This is a genomic window from Streptomyces sp. NPDC087310 (genome assembly GCF_044744405.1).
Classification (GTDB): Bacteria; Actinomycetota; Actinomycetes; order Streptomycetales; family Streptomycetaceae; genus Streptomyces.
The window spans coordinates 203,989-220,566 of the sequence record NZ_JBIUYF010000009.1 but is presented as its reverse complement, the minus strand read 5'-3'; the positions used below and the strand labels follow the sequence as shown (position 1 = coordinate 220,566).

Sequence of the window (16,578 nt, the reverse complement as noted above, 5' to 3'; positions counted from 1 at the left end):
CTCCTGCCGGTCACTTCTGCTCGGGGGGACTGATCCGGGACTCCTCGATGGCGGACTCCCGTGTCCCCCACCGGTCGAGGATCTTCCGGTACGTACCGTTCTGGATCAGCTCGTTGACGGCCGCCTGGAACGCCTTCAGCAACGGGGATCCCTTCTTGAACGCGAACCCCACGTCGAGCCGGTGGTACTCGTTCAGGAACCGCGTACCGGCGGCGGGTTGGGCCGCCTGGTGGCGCAGCCCGTTGATCGTCGACATCACCACCTCGACCCGGTGCTGCTGGAGGCTGGTGAGCAGCGACCCGTTGTCCGAGTAGACGTGCACCGTGTACGGCTTCCTGCCCGCGGCGGCGCAGACCTTCTTCTCCGCTTCGAGCGTCGCCTCGAACGTGGTCCCCGCGCCCACCCCGATCGACCTGCCGCAGAGCTGGTCGAGCCGGGTCACCCTGTCCAGGCTCGTGTCGTCCTCGCGGACGGCGAACCCCTGCCCGTCGTTGATGTACGTGACGAAGTCGATCGTTCTCCTGCGCTCGTCGGTGACCCCGAAGTTGCCCGTGCCCACGTCGTACTTGCCACTGCCGAGCGCGGGCAGGATCGCGTCGAAGCTCGCCTGCTGCCGCGTCAGCCGCACCCCCAGCAGCTTGCCGACGGCGTCGGCGATGTCGACGTCCTGACCGGCCGGGACCTTGCTCGACGTGCTGGGGAAGTAGGAGCTGGGCGCCGCGCCCACGGAGGCGCCGAGCGTGAGCGTCCCCCGCTTCCGTACCTCCTCGGGCAGCAGCTTCGCCAGCGCGGGGTCCTTCTTCAGGGCGGCGGTGACGTCCGAGGAGGGCGGGGCGGCGCCGGCTTCCTCCCCGGTCGCCGCGTCCGAGCCGCAGCCCGTCAGGAGCGGCAGGACCAGGGCGGCCGTCAGTGCGCCCGCCGCGGCGCGGCGCGCGGTCCGGGAGCGGCCCGGGATCAGGGTGCGCACGCGGTCATCCCTCCCTTTCCACGGAGTTCTCGGCGGAGTCTTCGGTGGGCCGCGCGGCGGCGCCCGGTGCCGGGGCCACCAGACGCTTCTCGAACGGCAGTCGGCCGATGGTCTCCGGGTCGGCCGCGGTGTCGAACCGCGGTGTGTACCCCGCCGCCAGATAGAGCCCCCGCGCCTCCGGCTGGCGCGGCCCGGTGGTGAGGTGGATCCGGCGGTAGCCGCGTACGGCCGCGACGCGTTCCAGCTCCGCGACGACCTGCCGGGCGAGCCCGCGCCGCCGGTGCGCGGAGTGCGTCCAGATCCGCTTCAGCTCCGCGGTGTGCTCGTCGAAGCGGCGGAACGCGCCCCCGGCGACCGGCACACCGTGCTCCAGCAACAGCAGCAACTCGCCGTGCGGCGGGGCGAACTCCTCGGCTGGATACCGGGCCAGCTCGCCGTGCGCGTCCTTGCCGTAGCGCGCGGAGTACTCGTTGCCCAGCTCCTCCAGCATCGGCCGCACCAGCGGATCCGAGACCACGGTCCGCCGCCAGGTCAGCCCACGGGGTTCGGCGACGGAGGTCATCGGCCCGCCCCGACCAGGGTCTGCGGGCCGCGCGGAGCGCCCGCCGCCTCACGCCGGGCGACCTCGGCGCGCACCAGCGGGATCACCTGTCGTCCGAAGTCGATGGCGTCGTCCAGCAGGTCGTACCCGCGGGCCGAGATGATGTCCACGCCGAGGTCGTAGTAGTCCAGCAGGGCCCGGGCGACCGTCTCCGGTGTGCCGACCAGCGCGTTGGAGTTGCCCGCCCCACCGGTGGCGGCGGCCGTCGGCGTCCACAGGGCCCGGTCGAACCGCTCGCCCGACTCGGCGATCGCGATCAGCCGCTGCGCCCCGGTGTTCTCCGGGGTGAGCCGGGAGTGGTGCCGTACGACGGTCGCCGCGCCCCGCGCGGTGTGGTCCTTGATCGCCGCGACCGTACGGTGTGCCTTCTCCCAGGCCAGCTCCTCCGTGGGGGCGATGATCGGCCGGAAGGCCACCTGGAAGCGCGGCGGCGTGGTGCGTCCGGCGGCCCGCGCTGCGGCCTTCACCGCCTCGATCTGCTCCGCCGTCCTCGCCAGCGGCTCGCCCCACAGGGCGTAGATGTCGGCCTCGGCGCCGCCCGCCGCGTACGCCGCCGGCGAGGAACCACCGAACGAGACGTCGGGACGCGGCTGTTGGACCGGGAAGACATCGCTGACGAAGTCGTGGAACCGGTAGTGCTCGCCCTCGTGGTCGAAGGGCTCGTGCGAGGTCCAGATCCGCTTGACGATGCCGATGTACTCCCGGGTACGGGCGTAGCGCTCGTCCTTGGTGAGCGTGTCGCCCTCCCGGCCCTGCTCGTGGTCGTTGCCACCGGTGATGAAGTGGACGGTGAGACGCCCGTCGCTGATCCGGTCCAGGGTGGCGAAGGTCTTCGCGGCGAACGTCGGGTACGAGACGTTCGGCCGGTGGGCCAGCAGGATCTGGAGCCGGTCCAGACGGGAGGCGATGTACGCGGCGGCCGGCGCCGGGTCGGGCGAGCCCGACCCGTACGCGAACAGCACCCGGTCCCAGCCGTGGTCCTCGTGGGCCCGGGCGAGCTTGAGCGTGTACTCCTTGTCGAACGAGGCGCCGGAGCGGGATGTCGTCTCCGACCCGTTGTGGGTGGCGGCGATACCGAGGAACTCCACAGGCATGACGGACCTTTCGTACGGAGGCCGGGGCCGGGGCGCGGCGGGGCAGCGGAAGGCATGCCGAACGGGCCCCGCGGCAGGGGGAGATGAGGGGGTGCGTGACGACGGAGGTGCGTCAGGTGAAGCCGGGGGAGAGCGGCAGCGTGCGCCCGGTGAGAGGGTGGAGCTCGGCCCGCGACGGGGTCACCGAGGGAGGGAGGGGCCGGTCAGGCGGCCCGCTGCCGGGTCAGGCGCAACAAGAGGCGGACCACACGCGACCGAAGTCGATGTGGCCGCGGGTGACCAACGGCTGCTGCTTCTGCATGGTGTCAATTGAGCACGGGACGTCACACGAAGTCAACACGTGCTCGCACCGTGGGCCGACGGCCGGACACCGCCCCGGTGCGCCCGGCCCGTCCGGCGCACTTGACAGCGCTCCGTCGTACACCCGTACGATCCAGGGGTGTGCGGCACCGGCCGGCACGGACGGCCGCTGGGCCGCTTCCGTGCGAACTCCGGTACGCACCGGCCGCGTTGAGGGACGCGGTGCGCGTGACGACCCCTGCCGCCCGGTCCGTGCCATCGACCCCTGCCGCCCGGTCCGTGCCATCGACCGCACCCCGCCGCCTCCCCGCCGGAGCCCTCACATGTCCCTCTCGCCCTCGCTCGACGGCCCCCGAACCACCCGCGCGTCCGCCCCGCCCGGAACCTCCCCGCGGCTCACGGCCCCGGAGGAACCCGACGAGATCACCCGCATCGTCCCCCGCCGCCACCCCGGACGCGTCCTGTCGGCCGCCGTCGCCCTGCTGGTTCTCGCGATGGCCGTCCACTCCGTCATCCGCAACGAACGCTTCCAATGGGGCGTGGTCGGACGGTACTTCACCACCCCCGCCGTCCTCGACGGCCTGCTGCTCACCCTGTGGCTGACCGCCGCCGTCATGGTGCTCGGCTTCCTCCTCGGCACCGCCCTCGCCGTCATGCGGCTGTCCGCCAACCCCGTGCTGAACACGATCAGTTGGGGCTACATCTGGATCTTCCGCGCCACACCGCTGCTGGTGCAGCTCCTGTTCTGGTTCAACATCGGCGCGCTCTACCCGACCCTGGGCATCGGCATCCCCTTCGGCCCGGAGTTCCTCACCATCACGACCGTGAACCTCTTCGGCCCCGCCCTCACCGCGCTGATCGGACTGACCCTGCACGAGGCCGCCTACGCGGCCGAGGTGGTGCGCGGCGGCATCCTCTCCGTGGACGCCGGCCAGTCGGAGGCCGCCGCCTCGCTCGGCCTGAGCCGGTGGCGGGTGCTGCGCCGGGTGATCGTGCCGCAGGCGATGCGCTCGATCGTCCCCACGGCGGGCAACATGCTCATCGGCACCCTCAAGGGCACCAGCATCGTCAGTGTGCTCGCCGTGCAGGACCTGCTGTTCTCCGTACAGCTCGTCTACAACCGCACGTACCAGATCATCCCGCTGCTGATGGTCGCGACCCTCTGGTACGTCATCGTCACCACCGTGCTGTCGGTGGCGCAGTTCTTCGTCGAGCGCCACTACGCACGCGGCGCGGCCCGCGAACTGCCGCCCACCCCACTGGACCGGCTGCGCGCACAGCTCACCGCGGTGCGCGTCCGGGTCGCGGCCTCGCGCCGCCGGGGAGAGCCTGGAAGGGGGAGTCCCCGAGGCGACGACGGAGAGGAACGATCCACGTGAACAGTGCGGACGAGGCCGGAGCGGCGGACCACGCGGGGGCGGAGGTCGTCGTGGCCCTCACCGGCGGGGCGAAGGAGGACGCGCACGCGGTGTTCGGCGCGCTCCGTACGGCCTACCCCTGCGACCGGGCGCCCGACGACCTTCCGCAGGACGTGCCCGGCGTCCGCTCGACCGTGTGGATCGCCACCTTCGACTCGACGGAGCTGCGGCACGACCCGGCGACCACCCGGCTGACGGCGCCGGTCGAGGCCACCCTCCAGGGCGGCTACACGGCGGTGGAACATGTGCGCAAGACCCTGGCCTCGGCGTTCACCGTACGGGTCGTGGGCAAGGCATCCGGCGACCAGGAGGAGGAGATCCAGGTACGGCTGGAGAACCACTGAGAGTACGGCTGGAGAACCGCTGAGCCGGTTCGCGTCGCCCCGTTCGGCCGCACCCTTACGGACGCGGCCGCGAGGTCACTCCCCGTCGCCCTCGGGAGCCTCGGCGATCAGATGTACGGCGGCCTCCTCGGCCGAGGCGGCCGCGCCGTCGATCCCCACATCGCTGGCGATCATGTCCTTCTCGGCATCCTCGTGGGCGCCCTCGTCGGGGGCCACCAGCCGCCCGGACCGGTCGTCGCCCACCTCGTCGTCCAACTGCTCGCCCTCGCCGTACGGCAGGTCGCCGATGCCGTCCCCGTCCAGCGGGCTCAGCTCCGGGACCTCTTCGGCGAGCCGCTGATCGAGCGACTCCCCGGCGGAGCGTTCGGCGGCGGTCGTCCCCGTGCTCTCGACGCCCAGGGGCCGTTCGGGCGGCGACCAGCCCTCGTCGAAGGGGTCGGAGCCGCGGTCCAGCAGCGTGTCCTCGGCGTCGAGGATGCCCTCGTCCTCGACGATGTCGGAGCCGTCGGGCTGGTAGACCTCGTCCCCCATCGCCGGGCCGCTGTCGCCGCTCACGTCGCTCTCCGTTCTCCTCGCTCCCGTGGCCAGGACGGGCCTGGCCCGTCCCTCCGTCCTCCCACCCTCCCACCTCTCACCACCGTGTCAAACGGCCGGTGACCGGCCGTACGGCGCCGCCAGGACCCGTACGCCGTACCTCCCCTGTTGCGCGCCACGGCGAGTCGGGGAAGGGTCCTGAAGAGCCGGGAGTACGGGGCCGACGGCCGAATTCGAGGAGGAATCGCCATGCCCATCGCGACGGTGAACCCCGCCAGCGGAGAGACGCTGCTGACCTTCGACCCGCTGGGGGCCGACGAGATCGAGGCCCGCCTGGCGGCGGCCCACAGCGCGTTCCGGCAGTACCGTACGACCGGTTTCGACGAGCGGTCGGGACTGCTGAACCGCGCCGCCGACCTGCTGGAGCACGACGAGGCCGACATCGCCCGCACCATGACCACCGAGATGGGCAAGCCGGTCGCCGCCGCCCGTGCCGAGGCCGCCAAGTGCGTGAAGGCGATGCGCTGGTACGCGGACCGCGCCGCGGAACTGCTCGCCGACGAACACCCCTCGGACGCCGACGTGAAGGACTCCGGCGCCGCCCGGGCCCTCGTCCGCCACCGTCCGCTCGGGGTGGTTCTCGCCGTCATGCCGTGGAACTTCCCCCTCTGGCAGGTCGTACGGTTCGCGGCCCCCGCCCTCATGGCCGGCAACGTGGGCCTGCTCAAACACGCCTCCAACGTCCCGCAGACCGCGCTCTACCTGGAGGATCTCTTCCGCCGGGCCGGCTTCCCCGAGGGCTGCTTCCAGACCCTGCTCGTGGGGTCGGACGCGGTCGAGACCGTCCTGCGCGACCCCCGCGTGGCCGCCGCCACCCTCACCGGAAGCGAACCGGCCGGCCGCGCGGTCGCGGCCGTCGCGGGCGACGAGATCAAGAAGACCGTCCTGGAACTGGGCGGCAGCGATCCGTACGTCGTGATGCCCTCGGCGGACATCGAACGCGCGGCGCGGACCGCCGTGACCGCCAGGACGCAGAACAACGGCCAGTCGTGCATCGCCGCCAAGCGCTTCATCGTCCACGAGGACGTGTTCGACACCTTCGCCGCCCTGTTCACCGCCGGGATGCGCGATCTGACGGTCGGCGACCCGCTGGACGAGTCCACGGACATCGGCCCGCTCGCCAGCGAACGGGGCCGCGCCGATCTGGAGGAACTGGTCGAGGACGCGCTACGGCAGGGAGCGACCGCGCTGTGCGGCGGACAGCGCCCCCACGAGTACGGCAAGGGCTGGTTCTACGAGCCGACCGTCCTCGCCGGCATCACCGACGCGATGCGCATCCACCACGAGGAGACCTTCGGCCCCGTCGCCACGCTCTACCGGATCAAGGATCTGGACGAGGCCGTGGCACTCGCCAACGACACACCGTTCGGCCTGAGCTCCAACGTGTGGACGCGCGACGAGGCCGAGGCGGACCGTTTCGTACGTGACCTGGAGGCGGGCGGTGTGTTCTTCAACGGGATGACGGCCTCGCACCCCGCCCTCCCCTTCGGCGGCGTGAAGCGTTCGGGATACGGGCGTGAGCTGTCCGGGCAGGGCATCCGCGCGTTCTGCAACACGACCACGGTGTGGCACGCCCCGGACACCGTCGACCCGTGACAGGACCTCTGCTCCCTGTCACAGCGCTAGATTGGGCGCCATGAGCAATCTTGATCGTCAGGCCACCGCCACCGTCTGCGGCGGTCGCGGCTTCGTCGTCGCCGAGCCGGTACGAGAACTGCTGAGCCCCCGCGCGGTCCGGCTGGGCGAATCCACCGAAGTCCGCAGACTGCTGCCCAACCTCGGCCGCCGCATGGTGGGCGCGTTCGCCTTCGTCGACCACTACGGGCCCGACGACATCGCCGACGAGCCCGGCATGCAGGTCCCGCCGCACCCGCACATGGGGCTCCAGACCGTGAGCTGGCTGCACGACGGCGAGGTGCTGCACCGCGACAGCCTCGGCAGCCTCCAGACCGTACGCCCGCGCGAACTCGGCCTGATGACCGCGGGCCGGGCGATCTCCCACTCGGAGGAGAGCCCCCGCTCCCACGCCCGCTTCCTGCACGGCGCGCAGCTCTGGGTCGCGCTCCCGGACGCCCACCGCGAGGTCACCCCGCACTTCCAGCACCACGCCGACCTGCCCGAAGTCACCGCCCCCGGCCTGACCGCCACCGTCATCCTGGGCACACTCGACGGCGCTGTCTCACCCGGCACCACCTACACCCCCCTGGTCGGCGCCGACCTCGCACTGGCCCGCGGCACCGAGACCCGGCTGCCCCTCGAACCCGACTTCGAGTACGCGGTCCTGTGCATGTCCGGCGAGACCGAGGTCGACGGCGTGCCCGTACTCCCCGGCTCCATGCTCTACCTGGGCTGCGGCCGCACCGAACTCCCGCTGCGCGCCGAGTCCGACGCCGGACTGATGCTCCTCGGCGGCGAGCCCTTCGAGGAGGAACTGGTCATGTGGTGGAACTTCGTGGGGCGTTCGCACGAGGAGATCGAGCAGGCCCGCAAGGACTGGACGGAGACCTCCCGCTTCGGAGAGGTCACCGGCTACGACGGCGCCCGGCTGCCCGCCCCGGAACTGCCCCCGGTGGCGCTGAAACCACGGGGCCGGGTGCGCTGACCCGCGGCGACGTCGCCCCTCGCGCTACGCCCGCACCGGGGTGGTCGGTCGTGTCGCGTAGCGGCGGCGCATGGCGTCGCTCGCCGCGGGACCCGCGGTGAAGACGTAGGTGTCGCTGTCGTCGAGCCGGTGACCCGTCCTGGCGTCGACGACGACGGGCTCGACCTCCTCGCCGCTGTGCGCGTCGATGAGGATCATGCTGCGTTCGTCCGGTGCGAGGCGGGAGTTGCCCCACGCGGCCAGGGCGACGACGACCGGCCGGAGGGAGCGCCCGAGTTCGGTGAGGACGTACTCGTGGCGTACGGGGTTGGTCTGGTACGGCCGGCGCTCCAGCAGTCCGTCGGCGACAAGGCTCATGCACGACCGCCGGCCCCGCACCAGCACCCCGGACACCCTGCCCGAGGTGATCACCCGCTACCTGACGGCGCACCGCGCCCACGACACCGCCGGCGCCATCACCGCGTTCGCCAGCGAAGCCACAGTGACCAACGACAGCTGCGCCAGTGCCGGGACCCGATCCACCGTTCCCGGCATGACCGTGTCCCCTGGTCGAAGGCATGACGGTGCCGTCGGGGCGTTCGACGTCGTGCGCCTCCGCTTGAGCACTCCAGATGCAGTTCATGGTGACCCGTGGGGCAGAGTAGGGCCCATGTCTACCTACGAGACGATGTCGTTCCACCTTGAGACCGAGCGGTTGATACTGCGGCCGTGGGCCGAGTCGGACGCCGCCGAGTTCAGCGCGCTCCTCGCCGAACGCGGCAACGGGACGCCCACGGTTGAGCACACCCGGACGTCCATCGCGGAGCTGCTCGCCGCGACGGCGGCAACGGGGATCGCCCTGCTGCCCATCCAGCGCCGTGACGAAGGCGACTTCATCGGCTATTGCGGGTTGATCGTCGGTCGTTCCACCGTGGAGGAGCCGGAAATCGCGTATGAGCTGTTCCAGCGCGCGCACGGGCGTGGTTACGCCACCGAGGCGGCCGGTGCGGTGCTCGACGCCGCTGTTGCGACGGGGCGGAAACGGCTCTGGTCGACCGTCGGTGTGTGGAACACGCCGTCGCTCCGTGTCCTGGAGAAACTCGGGTTCGAGCGGGATCACGTCTCCACGGAGGACAGCGGTGAGGTGGTGTGGCTCACACGCTCGTTGCCGTGACACAGGGGCGTTCAGGGCCTGCGGCCGTGGAAGGTGCGGCGCAGGTCACTCACCCAGGCGTCGGGGTTCTCCCAGGGGATGAAGTGGCCGCCGTGGCCGTGGGCGTTGACGTTGACGTGGTTGAACCAGTCGGCCTGTGGGCCGGTCTTGAACGCCTGGATGCGCTCGTCGGCGGTGTGGATGCCGGGCGGGTTCTCGTACCTGACGAAGGTGAGGCCGACCGGGGTCTGCACGACCGGGGGGCGGTTGTGGGCGGGGCGGTCCAGGGGTAGCGGTTGGCATTGACGTAGTAACGCATCGACGTGGCGATGGAGTTGTTCACCCAGTAGATCGTGGCGTGGGTGAGCAGGTCGTCCTTGGTGAAGACGGACTCCACATCACCGCCGTTTTCGCTCCAGGCGTTCCAGCGCTCCAGCAGCCAGGCGAGCAGTCCGGCGGGCGAGTCGCTCAGTCCGTGGGCCAGGGTGGCGCCGTCGAGCAGGTGCACGGCGAGGTGGGACGCCGAACGGTGGTCCAGATCGATGACGCGGGCGCGGACGTCGGCGGGCTGGTCGTCGGTGAGGGGCCGGTTCCGGGCGAAGTCCCAGGCGCGGTGGCCGGTGAAGAAGTCGAGTGGCAGCCCGGAGCCGATGTGGATGCCGTACAGCTCGTCGGCGTACTTGTGGCCGAGCCGGCTGGAGACGATCCCGCCGATGTCGCAGCCCCCGGCGGCGTACTGCTCCTATCCCGGGGTCGCGGTCATCAGGGTGTGCCAGAGGTCGGAGACCTTCCAAGTTGATGTCCGGGAAGCCGGTGAGCGGGCCGGGGAAACCGAAGCCGGGCAGGGACGGCACGATGACGTCGAACGCGTCGGCGGGGTCACCGCCGACCGCGGCCGGGTCGGCGAGCGGGTCGATCACCTTCGACCAGTGCCAGAACGTCCACGGCCAGCCATGGGTGAGGATCAACGGGATCGGGCGAGGGCCGCGGCCGGGCTTGCCCATGAAGTGCACCGGGACACCGGCGACGCTCGCCTGGTAGTGCTCGTAGACGTTGATGGCGGCCTCGGCCTCGCGCCAGTCGTAGCCGTCCCGCCAGTGGGCGACCAGCTCACTGAGATAGCTGTTCGGAACGCCGTAGGACCAGTTCTCATTCCCTTCGTCCAGCGGCGGACAGGTCAACGCGAGACGCGCGCAGGTCGTCGAGGACCTTGTCGGACACATGGATCGGGGTGGGCTTCAAGGGGAAGGCGCGAGGGGTGGTCATGGCGTGGTTCCTTTCCGGTTCAAACGTAGGGAATCGCACGACTGTGCGATGTCTGCCTGTGCCGCCCCGGCGGGCTCCCCGCGCCGATGGGGCGACACCCGTAGGGGGATGCGGCGCTGTTCCCGACCGCTTTCGAGGCTTTTGCCGCCAGGGGTGGCCAGCGGCCCTCCGGCAGCAGCACCATGGAAGGACGAGGGGGGGGTGGTTGGAGGAATCCCTCATGATGGAAGTCAAGACGATCGAAAAGCCCGATGAGCGGCGAGACTTTCCGAAGGGCCACCTCGAAGCTCTTCACCTGACGGGGCTGGACTTCGCCGTGGCCACGTTCGAGCCCGGATGGCACTGGACCGAGTCGGTGGGTCCCCTGGCCGGTACGGCGAGCTGCGAGGTCCATCACAACGGCTTCGTGGTCCAGGGCAGGATGGGCCTGCGGATGGACGACGGCGCCGAGTGCGAGATCGGCCCCGGGGACGTCTTCGTCTGCCCGCCCGGTCACGATGCCTGGGTTGTCGGCGACGAACAGGTCATCGTGTACGACTTCGCGGGCGCGATGGCGCAGGAGTACGGCCGGCCCCAGCAGAGCTGAGGGCGTCGGAGCGCTGACGGCAGGTCCGGCAGCCGTCGGGCACGGTGCGGCTTCCCGCGTACCGCGCCCGACGGCCAATGGACGAGTGCGTTCACACGCACGGTTCGCCCAGGTCGCGCGTTCCGCGCCGTGGGGGTCCCCTTGTGGGCATGAGCGACGATGGCGACGCCGGGCTTTCCGAGCGGGAGCGCGGCGAGCTGGACGCACTGCGCAAGCGGTTGAGCGTCCTGGAGAAGGCCGGGCCGCCGAGGCACCACCGGCTCCGTTCGCTCAGCTCTGCCTTGTTGATCCTTTTCGCCGCGCTGCTGTCGCTGCTGTCCGTCGTGGCGGTGTGGGCGAACAGCATCGTGCGGGACACCGATCGCTACGTCGCCACCGTCGGGCCGCTGGCCGGCGACCCCGCTGTGCAGAAGGCGGTCACCAACCGTGTCACCGCCGTAGTGCTGGCACAGATCAACGTGGACGCTCTGGTCAAGGAAGTGTCGACGGCGGCTTCGCAGAAGGGCGTCCCGCCACGGGTGGCGAAGTTGCTGAAGAGCCTGGACGGGCCGATCACCAAGGGTCTCGAACAACTGATCGGCGGCACGGTGGAGCGGGTGGTCACCAGCAGTGCCTTCGAGACGGTCTGGGTGAAGGGCAACCGCCGTGCGCACGCCGCTTTCGACAAGGCGCTGACGGGGCATGCCGAGGGCGCGGTCTCGCTGAAGGACAACCAGGTCGCCATTGACGTGGCTCCGATCGTCGCTGAGGTCAAGAACCGTCTGGTCGGCGCCGGCTTCGCTCCCGCCGCGAAGATCCCGGCCGTCCATACGAGCTTCGTCGTGTTCGAGTCGGAGGATGTCGGCAAGGTCAAGACGTGGCTGCGGGTGCTGCAGATCCTCGGCGGCTGGCTGCCCGTCATCGCCCTGCTGGTCGCCGCCGCCGGGGTGTACGCGGCGTTCAACCGCCGTCATGCGCTGATCGGGGCCGCGCTGGCGGTGTTCGTCGCCATGCTGGTCCTCGGCGTTTCCCTCACCGTCGTACGCGACGTCTACCTCGGCCATCTGCCTTCCGGGGCGTCCCAGGCGGCTGCCGGAGCCTTGTACGACGCGCTGGTCACGTTCCTGCGCGCCGGTGTGCGGTCGCTCGCCGCGGTCGCTCTCTTCACCGCCGTCGGCGCCTTCCTCGCCGGTCCGTCCCGGGTCGCCGTACTCACGCGTACGGGCTGCCGCAGAAGTGTTGCCGCTCTGCGCGAGGTGGCGGTGTCGGCGGGACTTCCTCTGGGTGCGGTCGGGCGGTTCGTGCACCGCTTCAAGCGCTGGATCGGGGTCGCCATCCTGCTGGTCGCGGCGATCGTCCTGTTCACCTGGACCTACCCGACCACGATGGTCGTGGTGTGGACGGCGGTACTCACACTGGTCGGCTTCGCGATCCGCGAATTCCTGGATGCCGGCACCACCCCGCCCGCCGGAACACGTGCCGGTGACGCCGCACGCTGAAGCGCCGCGGGAGTCTGCTCGACGCTGCCGCGTGGCACAGCGCGATATGTCGAAGCGACCAGCGGCCAATCGGATGATCTTCATGGCGGGTCGCCGGAGGAGTTGGCCATGACCGTGGTGACAATGCGGCCATGACCCCCAAGGCGGACACGGGCGGGCGTTCGACATCGACGCGGGGCGTGCTGCTGACGCTCGCGGCGGGCCAGTTCCTGATGGCGCTCGACAGCTCCGTCATGAACGTGTCGATCGCGACGGTGGCCGACGACGTGGGCAGCACCGTGACCGGGATCCAGGGCGCGATCACCGCGTACACGCTCGTGATGGCGATGCTCATGATCCCCGGCGGGAAGGTCGGCGCGCTGATCGGCCGCAAGCGGGCGTTCATGATCGGCTGCGGCCTCTACGGATGTGGGTCGCTGACGACCGCGCTCGCTCCGAACCTGCCGGTGCTGCTGGTCGGCTGGGCGTTCCTGGAGGGGGTCGGGGCGTCGCTGATCCTGCCCGCGATCGTGGCGCTCGTCGCCGGGAACTTCGCCGTGGAACGCCGTCCGGGCGCCTACGGACTCGTCGCCGCCGCCGGGGCCGTGGCGATCGCGGTGGGGCCGCTCATCGGGGGTGTGGCGACGACGTACTTCTCCTGGCGCTGGGTGTTCGCCGGTGAGGTGGTGCTCGTGCTCGGCATCCTGGTGCTCGCCCGGCGGGTCGCCGACGCGGTGCCCGACAGGCGTCCGCGCCTCGATCTCGTCGGGGTCGTGCTCTCCGCCCTGGGGCTCGGGATCTTCGTGTTCGGCGTCCTGCGCTCGGACCAGTGGGGCTGGTTCCGGCCGAAGCCTGACGCTCCCGCGTGGCTGGGGGTCTCGCCGGTCGTGTGGCTGATGCTGGCGGGCCTGTTCCTGATCTGGGTCTTCCTCCGCTGGGAGGCCCGGCTCGTCGCCCGGGGCAGGGAGCCGCTGGTGGACCCGGCGCTGCTGGGCAACAGGCAACTCACCGGCGGCCTGACGATGTTCTTCTTCCAGTACCTCGTACAGATGGGCGTGTTCTTCGTCGTACCGCTCTATCTGTCCGTGGCGCTCGGCCTCTCCGCGCTCGACACCGGCGCGCGTATTCTTCCGCTCTCGCTGACGCTGCTGGCCGCCGCGATCCTGATCCCGCGCCTTCTCCCGGACGTCTCGCCGCGGCGGGTGGTACGGCTCGGAGTCCTCGCCATGTTCGCGGGGGCCGTGTCCCTGATGGCCGCGCTCGACGCGGGCGCGGGGGCGGAGATCGTCACGGTCCCGCTGCTGCTGATCGGGCTGGGCATGGGCGCGCTGGCCTCCCAGCTCGGCTCGGTCACAGTGTCCTCGGTGCCGGACGAGCAGAGCGCGGAGGTCGGCGGCGTCCAGAACTCCGTCACCAACCTCGGGGCCTCGATCGGTACGGCACTCGCCGGGTCGATCCTGATCGCCACGCTGACCACGTCGTTCCTGACCAGCATCGAACAGAATCCGGCAGTCCCGACCGAGGTCAAGACCCAGGCGAACGTCCAGCTCCAGAGCGGCGTGCCCTTCCTGTCGGACGCCCAGCTCAAGACCGCGCTCAAGGACGCCGACGCGAGCGCTGACGTGACCGCCGCCGCGCTCGACGCGAACGCCGCGGCGAGACTCGACGGTCTGCGCGCCGCACTCGGCGTCCTCGCGCTCGCCGCCCTCGTCGCACTGTTCTTCACCCACCGGATCCCGACGGCCCAGCCCGGCTCGTCGGCCGGCGGCGGATCCCCCGGCCGCGGTCCCCGCACCTGAGCATGGGCCCGTACGTCACCCACCCTCCCCGAGGGCGCCTGTGACCAGCGGATTTCTCCATTCGCCGGTCACAGGCTTGACCTTGACACGGTGATAGGGTCTTCCATCGGGCGCTGGAGGTGGTCCTGATCAACACGACCAACGTAACCCCGCGGAACACCCGCGTGGCCCATGCCCTGGGCGCCGAGGACTCGTCGGTCCGGCTCCAGGCGGCTCTGGCGGTCGGCTCGAACCCCGACCCCGTGTTCCTGGAGACGCTTGTCGAGCGGTGCGCGGTCGAGCCGGACTTCTACGTACGCGACATGCTGTCCTGGGCGCTGACACGCCTCTCGCCGGAGATCACCCTGCCCCGGATCCGCCAGGAGCTCGACTCCGAACGCACCCAGGCCCGCAGCCAGGCGCTGCACACGCTCTCCAAGATCGGCGACCAGGACACCTGGGCCTGGATCACCCGCGCCATGCTGCGTGACGCCGACGACGAGGTCGCACGGACCGCGTGGCGCGTCGCGGTCGTCCTCGTGCCCGAGGGCGAGGAGAAGGGCCTGGCCGACGAACTGGTTGTGCAGCTCGGCCGCGGCGACCGCGGGGTACGGATGAGCCTGAGCCGGGCCTTCGTCGACCTCGGCGACGTGACCGGGCCCGCCCTGGAGAAGGCCGCGGGGCATCCCGACCCGGCGGTGGCCGCGCACGCCCGTGCCACCGAACTGCTCCGGCAGAACCCGGAGGCCGGATTCGACGCGGCCGTCGAGGAGGCGAAGCGCGTGGTCACCCTCGGCCCGGACCAAGCCGCTGCCGCCGCCGTGGCCGCGTCGGCGGGCACCGAGACCTCGGGGACCGCGGATTGCTGATCGGTGAGGTGGCCCGCCACTCCGGGGTGAGCACCCGGATGCTTCGGCACTACGACGCCCTGGGGCTGGTGCGGCCGACGGGCCGCACCACCGGCGGCTACCGCGAGTACTCCGCCGAGGACGTCCGCAGGATCTTCCATGTGGAGAGCCTGCGGTCCCTCGGGCTCTCGCTCAAGCAGGTCGCGCGGGCGCTGGAGGACCCGGCGTTCACGCCGTCCGCCCTGGTCAGCGACCTGATCCGCTGCACGGAGGACCGCCTGGCGCGGGAACAGGAGCTGCTTGAGCGGCTCCGTGCGATCGACGCGTCGGCGCCCACCGGCTGGCAGGGCGTCCTGCGCACCGTCGAACTCATGCGGGCACTCAGCTCGACCAGCGCCGCGCGCAGGCAGCAGGCCGTCCTGGCCCGGTCGGAAGGCGCGTCGGTTCCCGCCGAGCTGCTGGCCGCCGCGGTCCTCGCCGAATCGGACCCGCACGTCGCAGGTGCCCTGCGCTGGGCGCTCGCCCGATCGGGCGGCGATGTCGTGGCGGCCCTGGAGGCCGGCGCGCACGCGCGGGACGTCGACATCCGGCGGCGCGCGGTGCGGGCGATCGCCGAGACGCCCGAGGCTCCGGGTGCGACCGCGGTGCTCGCGGACGCCCTCGGGGACCCGGACACGACGGTGCGCGGCCATGCCGCTCTGGCTCTGGGCAGGCATGGTGTGGCCGCGGCCGTGCCCACACTCGTCGCCATGGTGGTCGAGGGCTCCCACGACGTGGACGCCTCGGAGGCGCTGGGGACGCTGTTCCAGGACCCCGGGTGCGCGGACCGGATCACGACCGCCCTGGTCGACGAACTCGCCGCGCCCACCGCGGACTCCGCGACGCGGATCCGCCTCGCCCAGGCGTTCTTCGAGCTCGGCGGAACCACCGCGCGGGAGATCCTTCACCAACTGGCCCAGGACGACGACCGCGCCGTCGCCTTCGTCGCCTCGGCCTTCGCCGGAGTTCTCGAAGAGCGGTCATTCGAGGACCGGGCCGACCAGGATTCCTGAGAGCGCGTCACCAAGGCGCGCCGGGCGGCCCCGGCGATGCCTGGGGCCGAGGAGCCCACGACACCGCGCACGATCCGGCCGGGGTGAGCGAGGCGGTGGCCCTCGTCAGGCTCCGTGGACGGTCAGGACATAGCCCTCGGGGCCGACGAAGGAGAACATCGGGCCGAACGGGCTGGCGGTGACGGGGGTGAGGACCTTGACGCCGTCCGTGGTGAGCTGCTGGTGCAGGGCCTGAGCGTCGGGCGTGCTGAACCAGAGCGCGACGCCGAGACCGGCACGGCCGGAGTCCAGATCGGTGCCGGGCAGCGGCTCGCGCACGGCGAACGGGGTCGGCTTGGTCTCGAAGACGACCGCCCCCGGGGGCGAGGCGGCACTGCGGCGCAGGCCGAGGTGTTCCTCGCAGAAGGCGGCTGCTGCCTCGACGTCGCGAACCTGTAGGGCCACGAAGTCAGGTCCGTCGATGCTGATGGACACGAGTCCTCCTCGATCAATGTCAGGGCTTTGACATCACCGACGATAGGATCATGGCCCCCGCATGT

15 protein-coding genes and 2 pseudogenes are annotated in these 16,578 nt (G+C 71.2%); 10 read left to right on the top strand and 7 right to left on the bottom strand.

The features are described from left to right. Positions 1-10: 10 nt before the first annotated feature. The 3 genes from ACIO3P_RS31740 to ACIO3P_RS31730 are packed head-to-tail and all read right to left on the bottom strand — an operon-like array spanning position 11 to position 2,662. Positions 11-967 carry an ABC transporter substrate-binding protein gene (locus ACIO3P_RS31740; protein ID WP_401849985.1) on the bottom strand — a complete coding sequence of 319 codons (957 nt, stop codon included), beginning with the start codon at positions 965-967 and terminating at the stop codon, positions 11-13. 4 nt (positions 968-971) lie between these two features. Continuing rightward, on the bottom strand, positions 972-1,529 hold the full coding sequence (locus ACIO3P_RS31735) for a GNAT family N-acetyltransferase (RefSeq protein WP_329826555.1): 558 nt from the start codon (positions 1,527-1,529) through the stop codon (positions 972-974). Further along, positions 1,526-2,662: an LLM class flavin-dependent oxidoreductase gene (locus ACIO3P_RS31730; RefSeq protein WP_329826556.1), complete on the bottom strand. Its 1,137-nt coding sequence runs from the start codon at positions 2,660-2,662 to the stop codon at positions 1,526-1,528. Before ACIO3P_RS31730 ends, ACIO3P_RS31735 begins: the two co-directional genes overlap by 4 nt. Positions 2,663-3,285: 623 nt before the next feature. Between ACIO3P_RS31730 and ACIO3P_RS31725 the strand changes: the two genes are divergently transcribed. Together ACIO3P_RS31725 and ACIO3P_RS31720 are read left to right on the top strand one after the other, a co-directional pair. Next, positions 3,286-4,341, top strand: coding sequence for an amino acid ABC transporter permease (locus ACIO3P_RS31725; protein WP_401849983.1), 1,056 nt, complete (start codon positions 3,286-3,288; stop codon positions 4,339-4,341). After that, entirely contained in the window at positions 4,338-4,724 is a 387-nt protein-coding gene (locus ACIO3P_RS31720; RefSeq protein ID WP_401849982.1) for a hypothetical protein, read from the top strand. Before ACIO3P_RS31725 ends, ACIO3P_RS31720 begins: the two co-directional genes overlap by 4 nt. Positions 4,725-4,799: 75 nt before the next feature. Here ACIO3P_RS31720 and ACIO3P_RS31715 read toward each other — a convergent pair whose 3' ends face one another. Beyond that, positions 4,800-5,255, bottom strand: coding sequence for a DUF5709 domain-containing protein (locus ACIO3P_RS31715; RefSeq protein ID WP_329826701.1), 456 nt, complete (start codon positions 5,253-5,255; stop codon positions 4,800-4,802). Between the two features lie 252 nt (positions 5,256-5,507). Here ACIO3P_RS31715 and ACIO3P_RS31710 point away from each other — a divergent pair, with 252 nt between their 5' ends. Together ACIO3P_RS31710 and ACIO3P_RS31705 are read left to right on the top strand one after the other, a co-directional pair. After that, complete coding sequence (locus ACIO3P_RS31710) at positions 5,508-6,914, top strand: NADP-dependent succinic semialdehyde dehydrogenase (protein ID WP_329826560.1); 1,407 nt, start codon at positions 5,508-5,510, stop codon at positions 6,912-6,914. 40 nt (positions 6,915-6,954) lie between these two features. After that, entirely contained in the window at positions 6,955-7,920 is a 966-nt protein-coding gene (locus ACIO3P_RS31705; RefSeq protein ID WP_329826561.1) for a pirin family protein, read from the top strand. Between the two features lie 24 nt (positions 7,921-7,944). Here the strand turns inward: ACIO3P_RS31705 and ACIO3P_RS31700 are convergent. Next, a pseudogene (locus ACIO3P_RS31700) lies at positions 7,945-8,274 on the bottom strand (winged helix-turn-helix transcriptional regulator); the annotation flags it as partial. 295 nt (positions 8,275-8,569) lie between these two features. On the opposite strand from ACIO3P_RS31700, the gene ACIO3P_RS31695 reads away from it, so the two are divergent. Beyond that, entirely contained in the window at positions 8,570-9,073 is a 504-nt protein-coding gene (locus ACIO3P_RS31695; RefSeq protein ID WP_329826702.1) for a GNAT family N-acetyltransferase, read from the top strand. Positions 9,074-9,084: 11 nt separating this feature from the next. Here the strand turns inward: ACIO3P_RS31695 and ACIO3P_RS31690 are convergent. Further along, a pseudogene (locus tag ACIO3P_RS31690) lies at positions 9,085-10,318 on the bottom strand (epoxide hydrolase family protein). Positions 10,319-10,538: 220 nt separating this feature from the next. Between ACIO3P_RS31690 and ACIO3P_RS31685 the strand changes: the two are divergent. The 5 genes from ACIO3P_RS31685 (at position 10,539) to ACIO3P_RS31665 (ending at position 16,039) form a co-directional block, all read left to right on the top strand. Beyond that, a complete protein-coding gene (locus ACIO3P_RS31685; RefSeq protein WP_401849981.1) occupies positions 10,539-10,904 on the top strand; it encodes a cupin domain-containing protein in 366 nt (121 codons plus the stop codon). Between the two features lie 149 nt (positions 10,905-11,053). Continuing rightward, positions 11,054-12,382, top strand: a complete 1,329-nt coding sequence (locus ACIO3P_RS31680; protein ID WP_401849980.1) for a hypothetical protein — start codon at positions 11,054-11,056, stop codon at positions 12,380-12,382. Between the two features lie 131 nt (positions 12,383-12,513). Beyond that, positions 12,514-14,160: an MFS transporter gene (locus ACIO3P_RS31675; RefSeq protein WP_329826564.1), complete on the top strand. Its 1,647-nt coding sequence runs from the start codon at positions 12,514-12,516 to the stop codon at positions 14,158-14,160. Positions 14,161-14,324: 164 nt separating this feature from the next. Beyond that, a complete protein-coding gene (locus ACIO3P_RS31670; protein WP_401849978.1) occupies positions 14,325-15,008 on the top strand; it encodes a HEAT repeat domain-containing protein in 684 nt (227 codons plus the stop codon). Then, positions 15,002-16,039, top strand: a complete 1,038-nt coding sequence (locus ACIO3P_RS31665; RefSeq protein ID WP_329826566.1) for a MerR family transcriptional regulator — start codon at positions 15,002-15,004, stop codon at positions 16,037-16,039. The genes ACIO3P_RS31670 and ACIO3P_RS31665 overlap by 7 nt, the downstream gene beginning before the upstream one ends. Positions 16,040-16,144: 105 nt before the next feature. On the opposite strand, the gene ACIO3P_RS31660 is transcribed toward ACIO3P_RS31665, so the two are convergent. Next, positions 16,145-16,513, bottom strand: coding sequence for a VOC family protein (locus ACIO3P_RS31660; RefSeq protein ID WP_329826567.1), 369 nt, complete (start codon positions 16,511-16,513; stop codon positions 16,145-16,147). Positions 16,514-16,578 lie beyond the last annotated feature (65 nt).